Below are 14,771 nucleotides of genomic sequence, written 5' to 3'. Positions count from 1 at the left end.
TTGAGCTTTTACCGAACGATAAGATTATGATTAATATAATAAAAAATAGCATTACGTATAAGCTGTATTATGTTAATTTTAGATAAGCTAAATTATATTCCGCTAATAATTTTAGTCAGAAAAAGAGGGATTAAATTTTTGACTATCTTTTAACAGTCATAGAGATAAAGCATAAATAAATAATAAGGAAAGCAATTTTTGATTATAACAATCTGTATTTTTACAATTATTATTGGTTTCATCATATTTATTAAAACCTTATTTGATAAAAATTATATTAATACTCAAATTTATTTATTTATGAACCGTAGTTTTTGGATCTGTATAGGTCTCCTTCCCATAGTTATTTATATATTTATTAGAGACTTATGTAGTCCTCAAATTCCTACTAATGCAAGTAATTCATATACCTTAGGAATCGTTTTCATCACATTGATTTCACCTATTATTGTCATTATTGGATTTTTAATAGGTCATGTAGTTTTTCTTGCGATATTCATGATTATTGATTTAATCATTTCAAAATTCTGTGGTAATAACATAAAATTTATATTTAGTATTCTATTAACTACTTTAGTCATGATTTTCTTTTTGGAATTTATTTGGTGGGAAGTATTTTACTCTGAAGGCTCTATTCCAATCCGAATTTATGTGTGGAATATTACAATATTAACTTTACCATGGATGCCAATCATTGGTGCTCTAGCTATCCAAAAGTGGAAGCAACAGAAATTTTTATCTAGAAATAACAATTTATAATTCAGATATTTCCAAGGCCGATTTAACATAATGGTGGTTATACACAAAACAAACAACAACAATAAAGGCTAAAACCTTATCTCACTCTACAACAATTCAAAACCCTTTTCCTAGACATCCTCCATAAAAAAACGTATAACTCCACTTTTGTTTGAGCTGGTAGCATCCTGTGAAACTAATTCTTGCACCCATGGAAGGCTTAACCGACCCCATCATGCGTGATGTACTCACGTCTGTAGGCAGTTTTGACTGGTGTGTGACAGAGTTTATTCGGGTCACAGACAGCATTCTGCCAGATCATACCTACCACAGCTATTGCCCAGAACTACTCACCAACGGCAAAACTGCGGCAGGTACACCTGTGCATGTTCAATTTTTAGGAAATAATCCTGAAATGTTAGCAGCCAATGCAGCCAAAGCTGCGGCTATGGGCGCTCCTGCGATTGATATGAACTTTGGCTGCCCTGCCAAAACCGTCAATCGGCATCGAGGCGGTTCAGTCTTACTCGATGAACCCGAAGTGGTATATGAGCTAGTGAAAGCCGTGCGCGATGCCGTTCCTGCTCACATTCCTGTTTCCGCCAAAATGCGTTTAGGTTATATGGATCGGAACTTCATGCTAGAAAATGCACACGCCATTGAAGATGCAGGCGCAGCATGGGTCACAGTACACGCCCGCACCAAAGCCGATGGCTATACACCTCCTGCGTTTTGGGATCAACTGCGCCCGATTCGTGAAGCATTGAAGATTAACGTCATCGCCAATGGCGAAATTTGGAACAATACCGATGCCAAACAATGCCAATTAGAATCGGGCTGTGAAGATTTAATGATTGGTCGTGGTGCAGTCACCACCCCAGATTTGACCCAATGTATTCGTCAAAATTCAGACCGACCTTTGCTAAGTTGGCAAGATTTGCTGCAACTGCAAATTCGCTTTATTCACGGCCCTGCCAAAACTGAAATTGGGATGCTAGGCCGTTATAAACAATGGCTTGGTATGATGTCGAAACATTATCCCGAAGCCAAAGCTTTATGGGATGAAATCAAACGTCTGAAAAAACTCGATGAAATCATTGAAAAATTGGTCGCGCACACGACTTAAACAGTGAATCTATCAGACTTAAGATTTATCTAAAAAATTTCAGCTTTTATTGGTGGACATTATCTATTCAAGCTTACTGACAAAGCTTGGCATTTCCCACGCACTGCCTGCAAAACCTTTGCATTGTCCTGCATCAAATTGATAGCTTTTGACAAACTGCTGACCATTCCACGCCCATTCAATTTGACTAAAACAATCGCCAATTCCACGCCCTTTTAGATAAGCAAAAATCTGACCGTTGCTGAACTCTGAAGCAGAATCGGTTACAAATTGCTGTATCTTTTGCAATTTTTTATCCATGACCCAATAAGCCACACCCCAATTATAAGCCCCTCGCCAACAACTTGCCTCAACCAACACCCTATCCTGATTTAAAGGATAAGTATGAATTTGCTGTTCAGCTTGTTCAGGTTCAAACAGCATATAACAATCTTCACGATCTACGGTTTTCTGTAAAATCGGATATAACTTTTCTGCACTGGCTGCACTAAGCAGCTGTGCTTTGGTAGTTCGGTATTGAGGCTGCATGAGAATATTGATTTTAGGTATCGCTTGCGCTTTTAAGACCTGCGTGGATGCTTGATTGCCTTTTGCCAATATTGCAGAGTCTGTGTCCACACGCTTTTGAAATTCATCCATTTTTAACAATACCGCACTCATGCCTGCACCAGACAATTTCCAGCGTTGTTGAGCATGTTTCAACTCTATTACCACATGCTTACGCGCCTGTGCCAACAGCTTTTGCACACTGGCAGCAGATAAATGGGCGATACGCTCATGAAAGTTTAATTGTTGCAAAACACGCCCATTTAAAAATAAAGTCGCTTGAGCAATATCTTCCTGAATTTGCAATTGCCCTTGTACAGCAGTCTTTGCACCTGCTTGACGGGTCAATAGCATGCTAATCGGTTGTTCAAAATCATCATCGCTTTGGTATCCTGCGGCACGGCAGGTTCCTGTATTATCACAAGCCAACTCCCAATCTTGATGCTGAAAATACAATCCTTGTAAAGCAGTCGACTGGCTTGAAGCAATCGTTTTTTCAGTAGTGATAGGGGCTGCAAAAATACTAACGCTACCTAACAAACCACTGATCGCCAGCAACATTTTTAGATTGCATATGAAATTCATGATCTTCACAACTCCTGAAATGATCATCTATGATTTAACGGCTTCATCTAGGCTGAATTTAGCGCCTTGCCTACTTATCTCAATAAAAAACACGCCACAGCATACTTTTCTAATGCAATTGAACATCAAGATTTTCTGTAAAAGATTACGATTCCTGCGTTAAACCTTGACCGTGGCACTTGCGCCATTAGTTTTCACCGACTCAATTCCTTTGTCACGTGATTGTTCAGAAGTATAAAGCTGACTTGTCCCAATAATTAGATGATTAACAACTTTTAAATTAAAATAGGGCTTACCATTCTTAGATGTCAGTCGATCATAACGTGCATCATCCTGACTATTCTTTTGTACTGAAGCGATGCCATTTTTAGCAGAAGCTTTTGCCTTATATTGTTCACTGGTTAAGATAATTTCGCCATTGCCCGCTTTAAATTCAAAGCGGTACTGAACATTGCTTGCTTATGAAATCTCAAACCATCCAGACATAACTATTGCCCCCAGTTTTCTTGGGAGTGGTGAAGTATATTGTTCAATGATGCTAGCAATTATATTGTCTAAAAACTATTCTTTTCGCTAGAAGATAAAGAGCTTAGGTACAAGAAAGCAGTATTAATTTTGTACATTCTTAAAGTTATTTTTGCTCAATTTGAATCATAATATACTTAAATAAACCCCGAAATGCGCAGGTCACTCAAGTTACCTGCGCTATTGAAATCTATTTAACTTAAGCTTTTTTCACATATTCAGATTTTAATTTCATAGCACCCATACCATCAATCTTACAATCAATGTCATGACCATCTGCTGCCTCTGGAATTAAGCGAATATTTTTCACTTTGGTCCCCACTTTTACAGCTGCCGAAGAACCTTTAATTTTCAGGTCTTTAATCACAGTTACCGTGTCACCATCTGCCAACACGTTGCCATTTGCATCTTTAATCACAGCAGCAGTTTCTTCAAGCTGTTCCCCTTCTTTCCACTCATGTGAGCATTCAGGACAAATCAGCAGGTCGCCATCTTGATAAGTGTATTCTGATTGGCATTTTGAGCAATTCGGCAAAGACATAAAAAACCTCAAAAACTATATTGTAGCATTTTTTATTTAATTTTCATAAACTTAAAAGTATTACAAAGCATAAGGATAATGCATAGAATCATACGATGGATTTTTAATCCATTGATGTTAAAGATTGCTCCAAAACATGTTTTAACACCACCACATGATTGTGCTGCTCATCTTTAGCTGCTGTGACTAAAGTAACTTTCTGTTGCTGTGCCAATTCACGTAATGCCTGTACTGCAGCGTGTTGTTGGGCTAATTCAGCTGTATAACGCTGCTGAAACTGATTCCAATGTTGCTCAGGGTTTTGATGATACCATTTGCGCAGTTCAGTCGAGGGCGTAATTTCTTTGAGCCATAAGTCAATACGAGCACGTTCTTTACTCACACCACGCGGCCATAAACGATCAACTAGCACCCGTGTTCCATCTGCCTGAGTCGCTTCAAGATAAGCGCGTTTCATTGCAATATCCATATTTTCACCTCTGCATCTTTCATGATGTCTTCATCAGCGCCAGAGTTTTAGGCAGCAGATTATGTATTAAAAATAAAAAAGCATGTGATCAACACATGCTTTTCAGATAACCGATTTAATCTTCGTAATCGTCTTCGTCTTCATCATCGTAGACGTAAGCCATACAGCCCCAACCATCGTATTCACCGCCATGTTCTTCAGCAATTTTAGTGAACCATTGTTCTAAATCAACAATGTCTGAATACTCTGGTTCCATGTAAACATAAATGGTAATGATCCATTCAACTGCGTCAGATTCTTCATCTTGGAATAATGAAATTTTTTGTTCTTCAGCCAACAAATACAAAGCACATTTTTCAGCTTGTTCTTGTGTGGTAAATGCGATGGAGTACTCAATCTCATGTGGCTCTGTCAGGTCATCCCCATCTTCATGCATTTGCCAAAGTACATTGCCATTATCATCATCAGGGAATTGTTCATAGTCACGTGTCATGCGAATATCCTTGTTATCTTTTTAGCCAATATATATCTGGCAAGTGACAAAATAGTGAATTCAACATAGCACAAATTTGCCCTAAGGACTCAATTTTCATTTCGTTATACACTGACTTTAGTCTGAAACACCCAAAAGCTTGTATTTAGACACCGCAATTGCTCTAAGCATTTGCAGCCAGTTTAATTTGTGGCGTCTGACAAGAGCTTTTCTGTTTAAATGCCAACAGCAAAGCGGCAAACTTTAATTCTTCTTGTCGAAGTGTCAAATAAGAGTCCAGAATTTTTGCGTGTCCAAATGCAGCCGCATAATGATTCAGCAAAGTAAAATCATCCTGCAAAGCTTGAAGTGATTCAGCCAAATTATGTTCAGTCAGCTGCGCCAAATATAAATCTGCTTTGCTATTAAATGCTTGAGTCAGTAACGTCATTGCCGCTAGACGGCGTTGCTCATCGACAAAAGCACAATGCGCAACTTCTTGATTTTTGACTGCATCTTGAATCTTGTGTCGTACTTGCTGCAAGTGTTGTGCTGTATCACTGTAGCCATAACCTTCAATCAGATCATCCAATAGCTGCTGAGCAGGCAACTGAAAATCAGGCGTATGATTTTCAATTTTATGATACAGCGCGGTCATAATCTGTTCGAGTTGCTGACGTTCTTCAACCAAGTTATAAAAAGCACCCAATTGATCTTGTGCAGTTTTAAGCATTTTGGCTTTGGTTTTTTGCTCATGCTCGGCTAAAAAATCTCGGACTTTTTCAACTTGTTGCTTGCACTGCTCCCGCGTATTTTCCGCTTCGGATTTAACCATTTCTACAAACATTTCAACTTGTTGGCGACGTTCTAATACATATTTCTCAACGTCTAAAATATGTTGATAGTTCTGCAAGGTTTCTAAACGACCTTTTAAACTGCCTATTTCAATGCGTAGCACAGCCAGCTGATGCTCTAATTCATTACTTTCCAACTCATCGGACGCTAAATTGGAGCGAGTGCGGTCTAAATTGCTTTGTAAAGATTGAATGCTGGCAGATAACTCACGGCTACGCTGAGATTGCCAAAAAATAATCACCACCAATACAATAATGATTGCAGCCAATATATACAGCATATAACTATACAGCATATAACTATACAGCATATGACTCTACCCCGCATTGGTCTGCCAGATGCTGAAAAGTCATCTTCAGTTTTAAAGACGCTTTCTAACCCGCTTTGACAGCCCACCACACTCAAAAACACAAAATTTTAAAACAGCGAGTCATTCATCTCCTTCATTTATGCCAAGGCAAATGAATAACTAAAGCTCTAAGGATACGTTAGCGAGTTAGCGGCACGAAGACTATCCCAATTTTTGAGTATTTTCACAAAAAAATTGAAAAATATGCGCCTGTTAGAAAATTAAATCCGAAAATCCCTAAAAAGGAAGCTGTGCTCGAATTGCAACAGGAACTTGGCTTAAAGGTTGCGTGAAAGCCAAATAACTGGCATGCAGCGCCATCCGACCTAAAGTACTTTTTTTCGGTTCAGGATGATATAACTTATCGCCTGTAATGGGATGTCCAATATATTGCATGTGTACCCGTAACTGATGAGAACGTCCTGTGATTGGGGTGAGCAAAACACGGGTAATATCTTCAACCGCACAATATTCCAAAGCTTGATACAGCGTTTGCGCAGGTTTACCTAAATCAAAATGCACAATTTGGCGTGGACGGTTTTCCCAGTCAGTAATTAAAGGCACATCGACACTGCCCTCACCTTCAAGTTTGCCTTGAATTAAAGCAATGTAGTTTTTTTCTACTGTTCGTGCCTGAAACATTTTACTCAATGCGACTTCTGCATCACGATGCTTGGCAAACATGAGAATACCTGAGGTGGCCATGTCTAAACGATGGGCAATTTTTGCCTGAGGATAATTTGCGAGCACTCTTAAATATGCGCTGTCTTGATGTTGAGGCAAACGTCCAGGCACAGACAATAAACCTGCAGGCTTATCAATCACCAGTAAATCGTCATCTTCATAGACAATTACTAACGGATCTTGTGGAGGTGCGTAAATAAAGTTGTCGTTTAAAGCCATGAACTACAGCACGCAAAGTGGTGCGGGCAAAATATCAAGCACAACCCGAGCTGTCAATTCAGTCGGGCGATGTGCTTTTTTATGTAAAATTTAGATTTTTAATTGGCTTAGTCTGCCAAACTTAGTCTGCTAAATAGTATTCCACCGTAGACACCACACGAACTTTTTTCAAATAAGGGGTATTGCTGTCACGGTCTTCAATACTAAATACACCCTGATTGGCCGATTTAATTTTGCCTAAACGACTATCAGAATCTGCAGCAAACTTTTCTGCAACACTGCGGGCATTTTGTGTGGCTTGCTCAATCATGGCAGGTTTAATGTCATTAAGTTGGGTATATAAATATTCGGTGCGTTGCCCATAATCTTCACCACCAAAGGCTATTCCATTTTTACCTAAATCGACCAAGCGGCTTTGTGCGCTGCGCACTTTATCAATATTTTTGGTATAGACCGTAATGGTTTGATGTGCGGTATAACGTAAAGCGACATTGCCATCGCCTCCATATTGCTGGGCATATTTATCGGTAATTACAGGTGCTGCAATGGTCATTTCTTCAGGGCTAAAACCTTCATTTTTTAAAAAGTTTTGAATTTGAGAGGTTTGGCTTTGCATGGTGTCATATAACGCTGCCAAGTCTTGACTGGCTGTACTAAAACGAATTGGCCATACCGCCACATTGGCTTTTACTTCACGCTCAGACAAACCTTTGACTGAAACCACACGCTCATATTGTTTAATTTTAAGTGCGCTATTGCCCAAAATCCAACCTGCGAGCACCATCCCCAAACAAATTAGACCGCCTAAAATCAGTGCAGGTTTAAATTGATTCATGTTTACCAACTCCTCAAATTGCGGGCTTTTCGCCTCTATTTCGATGACCGTGTGTTTTTAATGTACTGTTTAAAGCGATGTTTCTATGCTTTTCGATGCTTGTTTATCGAGTTTTAAATTAAGGTCGCATCATATACAGCGCGATAAGTGGCGCGATATTCAATAGCAATACCCCAATTTTATAGACTGCCATGCCACCATAATGAATGGCATCAAAACTTGCATCTGACAGTTTGAACCATCTGCCATGTAACTGTCGAAGCCAGTCATGCGCGAAAATCACCACCACAAACCACAGCATTAAAATGGCATAGTTAATCAGTGCGCAGGTCAGTAATAAACGACACCAAAAATCGTAATCAACACTCATATCCCACCTAATTAGATGTGGATGATCATTACAAATTAACAGATTTAAACGAAAAACTTGATGGGAGTTTTGTAGCGGAAAGATGGTTTAAAATTCATTTAAGTTATTATTTTTTCTTAATTTTATTTCTTAATCTTGTTTTATTTTTTATATTTTTAACAATGTTCTTTAGGGTGTTAGGGAAAACAACTGTGGTTTACTTCAACTATCATGCTGGATAAGTCATGATCTTATAGCCTATAAACTTCTGATTTATAGCGTCCTAAGCCGAATCGAGACCTTTTGGGTAAGTACTACACGCACGTTGTACGCAACTGGTAGCAATCTACTCTTTTCGATCCCCATCACACCCTTGAGATATATAGTAGTGATTTGAGGATGGGATTGTTTCCCCGAAATGATTTTATTTTGATTTATTTTTAAAATTTTTATCACTTTTTAAGTTATATTTTAAAAAATTTCCCAAATAGGCATTTTTTATGCGCACAAACCATCAAATAAAGCTTAAATATTAAATTTATTACCACACTTATTTTTGAATATTTTCAAACTGACCAAAAATCTATGTGGACGATTCAACAACTTTCTTTTTGCCTCGAATCCAGCGAATCGCCCAAATTAAAGCAATAACCACCACAAACACCACCAATACAGGCACAACGAAAGACAACACTGAAAGTACGGCAGCCCCAATCCACTCTCCTGTTGAAATTACAGGATTCGCAACACCGCCTGTGGTTGCCGTTGATACACCACGCACCGCCACTGTGCTCATTTGCACAACACCTGCTGTACCGCCACCGACAATAATGGCTGAAGCCCAACTGGTAAATTGCGACATTTCACCACTACTTACAGCCATTGTGGTGAGTGTACCTGCAATCATGGCAGCAGGTGTTGCCACGGTATCGAGTAAATTATCGACCCACGGCACATAATACGCAGCAATTTCACTGATTGTTGCCACAGTCAAAGCCAGACAAACCGCAGGCATTGCCAACCATTCAAAACCTTTTAAAGGTTCAAACCAACCCATGAGCGCCGCAACACTCATGACCAGCAAAGGCACAAAAACCCGAAAACCACTGGCAGCACTTAGCCCAATGCCGACACATAAACCGAGTATTGTTTCCATGTTCTACCTCATTGCCTTGGGTTTTCTATGGCTAAAATAGCAAAAAGCCCCATCGGGTGATAGGGCTTTAGATTAAAACAGGATCTGCTGTTTTATGTCGTGTAGCTTAGGCAACCTTGTTGTTATATTGGGTGCCATGGCATTTGGTACACGGTGGTAGACGGTCTGTACCAATTTCTAAGTAAACGCGATGCCCGCATTGGACACAAAAATAGAAGCCTGTTCCTGGTTTATCACCTGCAGTTACCATCTTTGTTCTCCGTATGATTTAGAAATGGTCAATCCAGTATATCTATTCTGTGATGATTGTCTATTGTCCATTTTGACAGGTGATGAGGGCAGTTGGGCGAAGGATGATTTTGTTAGAAAATTAAGCCGATTTTTTTTAGAGATTCACATAAAAAGTATAACGGGTTAAAACAACTTTCAAAAAATAAACTTATACACCTTCAGGGTTTCAATTTCTAAATTTGTTAACAGTGAATGGCTTTGTTACATAAATATGTAAGCATCTGATTTAAATAAATTTAATTTTGGATTAAAAATTAATCAAAACTTTTAAAATCATATAGTTATGAAATATTTGTGCAACAAAGCCTTTTTCATATACAAATTTATCATTATATTTACTGCAATCTTAAAAACTAAAAACCCCATCATCAAGATAGGGTCTTTTAGAATAAATTTCAATCAGCTATGGACTAAATATCAAGCCACATTCCCTTCCAAGAAGTCCTGTGCAAAACGTTGCAATACACCGCCCGCTTCATATACAGACACTTCTTCTTCGGTATCTAAACGGCAAGTCACAGGCACTTCAATCATTTGATTTTTGCCGTCTGCAGTTGAACGCTCAATCACCAAAGTTAAGTCTGAACGTGGCGCAATATTACCCATCACGCTATAGAGTTCTGTACCATCCAAACCTAAAGTTTTACGGTTTACACCCGCTTTAAACTCAAGTGGCAATACGCCCATGCCCACCAAGTTGGTACGGTGAATACGCTCAAAACCTTCAGCGACAATTGCTTCCACACCAGCAAGACGCACACCTTTTGCAGCCCAGTCACGGCTAGAACCCTGACCATAATCCGCACCTGCAATAATAATTAACGGCTGTTTACGGTTCATATAGGTTTCAATCGCTTCCCACATACGCATTACTTCGCCTTCTGGCTCAACACGCGCTTTAGAACCTTGCTTAATTGTGCCGTCTGAACGTACCACCATTTCATTAAACAATTTTGGATTCGCCAAAGTTGCACGTTGTGCCGTCAGGTGATCACCACGGTGCGTTGCATAAGAGTTGAAATCTTCTTCTGGCAAGCCCATTTTTGCCAAATACTCCCCTGCTGCCGAATCTAAAACAATCGCATTCGATGGAGATAAATGGTCTGTGGTGATGTTATCGCCCAAAATTGCCAACGGACGCATATTGGCTAATGTACGTGGAGCCGCCAATGCACCTTCCCAATACGGCGGACGACGGATATAAGTACTTTGTGGACGCCAGTCATATAGCGGACTTTCAGATTTTTCTGACTCACCCAAATCAAACATTGGGATATACACTTGGCGGAATTGTTCAGGTTTAACTGACTCTTTCACCAAAGCATCAATTTCAGCATCAGATGGCCAAATATCTTTTAAGTAAATTGGGTTGCCATTTTGATCTGTACCTAATGCATCTTTTTCGATGTCAAAACGGATGGTACCCGCAATCGCATAAGCCACAACCAATGGTGGAGATGCCAAGAAAGCTTGTTTCGCATACGGATGGATACGACCATCGAAGTTACGGTTGCCCGAAAGTACCGCGGTCGCATATAAGTCACGGTCAATAATTTCTTGTTGAATCGCTGGGTCTAATGCACCAGACATACCGTTACAGGTGGTACATGCATAAGCCACAATACCAAAACCAAGTTTTTCTAAGTCTTTGAGTACGCCTGCTTCTTCCAAATACAATGCTGCGGCTTTAGAACCTGGCGCAAAAGATGATTTCACCCAAGGTTTACGCACAAGACCAAGCTCATTAGCCTTACGTGCCAACAAGCCTGCTGCTACAGTATTACGTGGGTTTGAAGTATTGGTGCACGAAGTAATTGCTGCGATGATGATAGCGCCATCTGGCATCAAGCCATCAGTACGGTTTTCTACCACACCCGCAATGCCTTTTTCTTTCAGGTCAGATGTTGAAACACGCGCATGCGGATTCGATGGACCTGCAATGTTACGAGTTACCGTTGAAAGGTCAAAACGTAGTACACGTGGATATTCTGCCTGAGTCATTTCAGATGCCCAAAGACCAATTTCTTTGGCATAGCTTTCAACCAGTTTGACCTGATCTGCTTCGCGACCTGTTAAGGTTAAATAGTCGATGGTGTTTTGATCGATATAGAACATGGCAGCAGTTGCACCATATTCCGGAGTCATGTTGGAAATCGTGGCACGATCACCCACCGACATGCTATCTGCGCCTTCACCAAAAAATTCTAAATAAGCACCGACGACACGCTCTTTACGCAAAAACTCGGTTAAAGCCAACACGATGTCTGTTGCCGTAATACCTGCCTGACGCTCACCAACCAACTCAACACCAATAATATCTGGCAGACGCATCCAAGAAGCACGACCCAACATTACGTTTTCAGCTTCAAGACCGCCTACACCCACAGAAATGACACCCAAAGCATCGGTATGTGGTGTATGTGAGTCTGTACCGACACAAGTATCTGGGAATGCAATGCCTTCACGGTTTTGAATCACTGGGGACATTTTTTCCAGATTGATCTGGTGCATGATGCCATTGCCTGCAGGAATCACATCAACATTTTCAAACGCAGTTTTCGTCCATTCAATAAAGTGGAAACGGTCTTCATTACGACGATCTTCCACTTCACGGTTTTTACGGAAAGCATCTGGGTCAAAACCGCCATATTCCACTGCCAAAGAGTGATCGACAATTAACTGGGTTGGCACTACAGGATTCACTTTAGATGGATCACCACCTTGATCGGCAATCGCATCACGCAAGCCTGCCAAATCTACCAATGCGGTTTGACCTAAAATGTCGTGACATACCACACGTGCTGGATACCACGGAAAATCATGCTCTTGTTTACGTTCAATCAACTGTTTTAAAGATTGTTCTAAAATTGCAGGATCACAACGGCGCACTAACTGCTCTGCAAGTACTTTTGAGGTATATGGAAGTTTGGCATAAGCGCCTGGCTGGATATCTTCAACGGCTTGACGCACGTCATAAAAATCGAGCTGAGTGCCTTGCAGCGGTTTGCGGTAGTTGTTATTCATCTGGTATTCGCCCTTACTCTATTGTTCTCAACATCTTATGGGATGATTGTTTCCACCCGTCGAAAGCATTGTACGCTGCCAAAAACCCATTTCCCAAATCTTATATATTTCATAAACTTAAGTATAAAAATAGGGTTTTTTGAAATATTTAATTACATTTTGTGTAAAATTCTTGCCCTTAAAATGCTTTTTTTTCAAAAATAGCGCAAAATTGACCTCATTCTTTAGTCTTAGATTTCATTGTGAAAGGTTATTCATGCGCGATTTAGCTTTCTGTGCTTTAAGTTTAAACGGTGTCGATGCACAAAAATTCCTGCAAGGTCAGGTAACGATCAATGTCGAAACATTAGCTGAAAATACAACGCGTTATACTGCAATTTGTAGTTTAAAAGGACGCGTTCAGTTTGGTTTGTGGCTTAAAAAAATCACGTCTGAATGCTTTGAAATCGTCAGCACAGCTGACCAAGCAGAAGATTTAGCCAAACACATTAAAAAGTTTGGTGCATTTTCAAAAATGCAGCTTGAAACCATCGGTACGGTTTACCCAACCATTCAGGGCAATCAAACGGAGTTTTCAGTTGAAGTCACTGATTTAAATGCATGGCAGCTACAAGCCATTGACGCAGGTCAAGCGTGGATTCAAGCCTCAACAGCAGAATTGTTTCAGCCACAGGAATTGCGTTTGCATCAACGAGATGGCGTGCATTACGACAAAGGCTGTTATTTGGGTCAGGAAGTGGTGGCACGTTTATGGTTTAAAGCCAAACCAAAACGCTGGTTGCATTTAATTCAGGGTTCAGGCGAAGTCCCTGCACCTGCCGCCAAACTGAATAATGATATGGAAGTGGTGAACAGCCTTGCAACTGCAGATGGCTTTAAAGCGTTAGTGGTTGCTAGACCCAATGCTTTGCAAGAATTATCTGTACAAGTGTTAGATTTACCTGAACATTTAAATGGCGATGTCGCCCGCCCGCAATAGACTTAAAAAAAATTGGTTATATCACGAGGGAATCACAAGATTCCCTCGTTCTTTTCTGTGATTTGAATAATTCACAGTTTTTATATTTACATTCACACTTTTCAACTTATGATGAATGCACCACTACAAAACAAAAGTACATCAATGGATGTGATGTGCAAAAGAGAACAAGGTAAAACTCAAATGATAAAAAAACTACTCATGGCGGGCGCAATTGCCCTCTCTAGCAGCATCAGCATGGCAAATAGCAACATTGCAACCGATCCTGCTTTTGCCAAGATTGAACAATTAATGCAAGCCAATAAAGTTAAAGATGCTTTTCAGGAATTAGAAAAGCTTGCCAAAGCAGGCAATGCACAAGCCTTGTATAACTTAGGCTATTTGACGCAAACTGGACAAGGCACAGCAAAAAATGAAAAGAAAGCCATTCAGTTGTATGAGCAAGCTGCTCAAAAAGGCTACCCCGTTGCAAGTTATGTTTTAGGTAAAAACTACCTCACTGGCGCACTGGGTTTAAAACAGGATATCGCCAAAGCCAAACAATATTTACAGACTGCATCCAGTCAAGGTTTTAATGATGCCACAGTAGATTTAGCCGTTTTATATTTCTCAGAAAATACGGCAGCATCTGACCAAAAAGGTTTAAAACTATTACAACCTTTAATTGCCAAAGATCATTATCAAGCCATACATGCAAAAGCCTTGTACGAAATTAGCACAGGCTTTAAAAACAAAGATGAAGCACCAATTAAGCAAGGGCTGCAAAGCATTCAAAACTTGGCGCAAAAGGGTTATATTCCTGCACTCATGGCAGTGGGCAATATGTTTGTGAATGGCAATATCGTGCCGCAAAACTTGCCTGAAGCGAAAAAGATTTTTGCCTCACTGGCACAGGAAAATGTAGCGCAAGCCAAAGAATCATTGGCTGTGGTTGAAAAAATGATGGCAGATCAAGCCAAAGCTTCCAACAAGGCAACCGCTAAGAAAAGTTAAGATAGTTTCTTTATAAAAGCTATTAATCAGAGAAA

Annotated in this window: 15 protein-coding genes and 1 pseudogene; 4 read left to right on the top strand and 12 right to left on the bottom strand. The window is 40.0% G+C overall.

Annotation, left to right across the window (positions count from 1 at the left end):
- Positions 1-498 precede the first annotated feature (498 nt).
- Complete coding sequence (locus tag L6C30_RS07355) at positions 499-759, top strand: hypothetical protein (RefSeq protein WP_171066665.1); 261 nt, start codon at positions 499-501, stop codon at positions 757-759.
- Between the two features lie 169 nt (positions 760-928).
- Entirely contained in the window at positions 929-1,864 is a 936-nt protein-coding gene (locus tag L6C30_RS07350) for a tRNA-dihydrouridine synthase (RefSeq protein WP_236162759.1), read from the top strand.
- 63 nt (positions 1,865-1,927) lie between these two features.
- Here L6C30_RS07350 and L6C30_RS07345 read toward each other — a convergent pair whose 3' ends face one another.
- The 12 genes and pseudogenes from L6C30_RS07345 to acnD all read right to left on the bottom strand — a co-directional run bounded on the left by L6C30_RS07345 (position 1,928) and on the right by acnD (position 12,764).
- Positions 1,928-2,995 (bottom strand): DUF1176 domain-containing protein, encoded by a 1,068-nt coding sequence (locus L6C30_RS07345; protein ID WP_236162758.1) that lies wholly within the window; start codon positions 2,993-2,995, stop codon positions 1,928-1,930.
- Between the two features lie 159 nt (positions 2,996-3,154).
- A pseudogene (locus L6C30_RS07340) lies at positions 3,155-3,481 on the bottom strand (YegP family protein).
- A 238-nt stretch (positions 3,482-3,719) separates the two neighbouring features.
- A complete protein-coding gene (locus L6C30_RS07335) occupies positions 3,720-4,061 on the bottom strand; it encodes a zinc ribbon domain-containing protein YjdM (RefSeq protein WP_230244009.1) in 342 nt (113 codons plus the stop codon).
- A 103-nt stretch (positions 4,062-4,164) separates the two neighbouring features.
- On the bottom strand, positions 4,165-4,530 hold the full coding sequence (locus L6C30_RS07330) for a DUF488 domain-containing protein (protein ID WP_236162757.1): 366 nt from the start codon (positions 4,528-4,530) through the stop codon (positions 4,165-4,167).
- Between the two features lie 115 nt (positions 4,531-4,645).
- On the bottom strand, positions 4,646-5,023 hold the full coding sequence (locus L6C30_RS07325; RefSeq protein ID WP_019837763.1) for a ribonuclease E inhibitor RraB: 378 nt from the start codon (positions 5,021-5,023) through the stop codon (positions 4,646-4,648).
- A 163-nt stretch (positions 5,024-5,186) separates the two neighbouring features.
- A complete protein-coding gene (locus L6C30_RS07320; RefSeq protein WP_236162756.1) occupies positions 5,187-6,167 on the bottom strand; it encodes a DUF5660 family protein in 981 nt (326 codons plus the stop codon).
- A gap of 276 nt (positions 6,168-6,443) precedes the next feature.
- Positions 6,444-7,109 (bottom strand): RluA family pseudouridine synthase, encoded by a 666-nt coding sequence (locus tag L6C30_RS07315; RefSeq protein WP_070152914.1) that lies wholly within the window; start codon positions 7,107-7,109, stop codon positions 6,444-6,446.
- A 121-nt stretch (positions 7,110-7,230) separates the two neighbouring features.
- Positions 7,231-7,944 carry an SIMPL domain-containing protein gene (locus L6C30_RS07310; protein WP_230244007.1) on the bottom strand — a complete coding sequence of 238 codons (714 nt, stop codon included), beginning with the start codon at positions 7,942-7,944 and terminating at the stop codon, positions 7,231-7,233.
- A gap of 118 nt (positions 7,945-8,062) precedes the next feature.
- Positions 8,063-8,314, bottom strand: coding sequence for a DUF6868 family protein (locus L6C30_RS07305; RefSeq protein ID WP_004972400.1), 252 nt, complete (start codon positions 8,312-8,314; stop codon positions 8,063-8,065).
- A gap of 562 nt (positions 8,315-8,876) precedes the next feature.
- Complete coding sequence (locus tag L6C30_RS07300) at positions 8,877-9,449, bottom strand: DUF4126 domain-containing protein (protein ID WP_070152908.1); 573 nt, start codon at positions 9,447-9,449, stop codon at positions 8,877-8,879.
- Positions 9,450-9,555: 106 nt separating this feature from the next.
- Positions 9,556-9,699 (bottom strand): zinc ribbon-containing protein, encoded by a 144-nt coding sequence (locus tag L6C30_RS07295; protein WP_004972403.1) that lies wholly within the window; start codon positions 9,697-9,699, stop codon positions 9,556-9,558.
- Positions 9,700-10,157: 458 nt separating this feature from the next.
- Positions 10,158-12,764: a Fe/S-dependent 2-methylisocitrate dehydratase AcnD gene (gene acnD, locus L6C30_RS07290; protein WP_230244006.1), complete on the bottom strand. Its 2,607-nt coding sequence runs from the start codon at positions 12,762-12,764 to the stop codon at positions 10,158-10,160.
- Positions 12,765-13,020: 256 nt separating this feature from the next.
- Between acnD and L6C30_RS07285 the strand changes: the two genes are divergently transcribed.
- Entirely contained in the window at positions 13,021-13,743 is a 723-nt protein-coding gene (locus L6C30_RS07285) for a folate-binding protein YgfZ (RefSeq protein ID WP_230244005.1), read from the top strand.
- A gap of 186 nt (positions 13,744-13,929) precedes the next feature.
- Positions 13,930-14,736, top strand: coding sequence for a tetratricopeptide repeat protein (locus tag L6C30_RS07280; RefSeq protein WP_236162773.1), 807 nt, complete (start codon positions 13,930-13,932; stop codon positions 14,734-14,736).
- Positions 14,737-14,771: the final 35 nt, after the last annotated feature.

It is taken from the genome of Acinetobacter sp. KAM396, assembly GCF_021602765.1.
GTDB lineage: Bacteria > Pseudomonadota > Gammaproteobacteria > Pseudomonadales > Moraxellaceae > Acinetobacter > Acinetobacter towneri_A.
This window is presented reverse-complemented; position numbering and strand designations above follow the sequence as displayed.

Bases quoted from the DNA above. Each gene is read 5' to 3' on its own strand.
- L6C30_RS07355 (WP_171066665.1), top strand. From the start codon at position 499: ATGATTATTGATTTAATCATTTCAAAATTCTGTGGTAATAACATAAAA.
- L6C30_RS07345 (WP_236162758.1), bottom strand. From the start codon at position 2,995: ATGAATTTCATATGCAATCTAAAAATGTTGCTGGCGATCAGTGGTTTG.
- L6C30_RS07335 (WP_230244009.1), bottom strand. From the start codon at position 4,061: ATGTCTTTGCCGAATTGCTCAAAATGCCAATCAGAATACACTTATCAA.
- L6C30_RS07330 (WP_236162757.1), bottom strand. From the start codon at position 4,530: ATGGATATTGCAATGAAACGCGCTTATCTTGAAGCGACTCAGGCAGAT.
- L6C30_RS07325 (WP_019837763.1), bottom strand. From the start codon at position 5,023: ATGACACGTGACTATGAACAATTCCCTGATGATGATAATGGCAATGTA.
- L6C30_RS07320 (WP_236162756.1), bottom strand. From the start codon at position 6,167: ATGCTGTATAGTTATATGCTGTATAGTTATATGCTGTATATATTGGCT.
- L6C30_RS07315 (WP_070152914.1), bottom strand. From the start codon at position 7,109: ATGGCTTTAAACGACAACTTTATTTACGCACCTCCACAAGATCCGTTA.
- L6C30_RS07310 (WP_230244007.1), bottom strand. From the start codon at position 7,944: ATGAATCAATTTAAACCTGCACTGATTTTAGGCGGTCTAATTTGTTTG.
- L6C30_RS07305 (WP_004972400.1), bottom strand. From the start codon at position 8,314: ATGAGTGTTGATTACGATTTTTGGTGTCGTTTATTACTGACCTGCGCA.
- L6C30_RS07300 (WP_070152908.1), bottom strand. From the start codon at position 9,449: ATGGAAACAATACTCGGTTTATGTGTCGGCATTGGGCTAAGTGCTGCC.
- L6C30_RS07295 (WP_004972403.1), bottom strand. From the start codon at position 9,699: ATGGTAACTGCAGGTGATAAACCAGGAACAGGCTTCTATTTTTGTGTC.
- acnD (WP_230244006.1), bottom strand. From the start codon at position 12,764: ATGAATAACAACTACCGCAAACCGCTGCAAGGCACTCAGCTCGATTTT.
- L6C30_RS07285 (WP_230244005.1), top strand. From the start codon at position 13,021: ATGCGCGATTTAGCTTTCTGTGCTTTAAGTTTAAACGGTGTCGATGCA.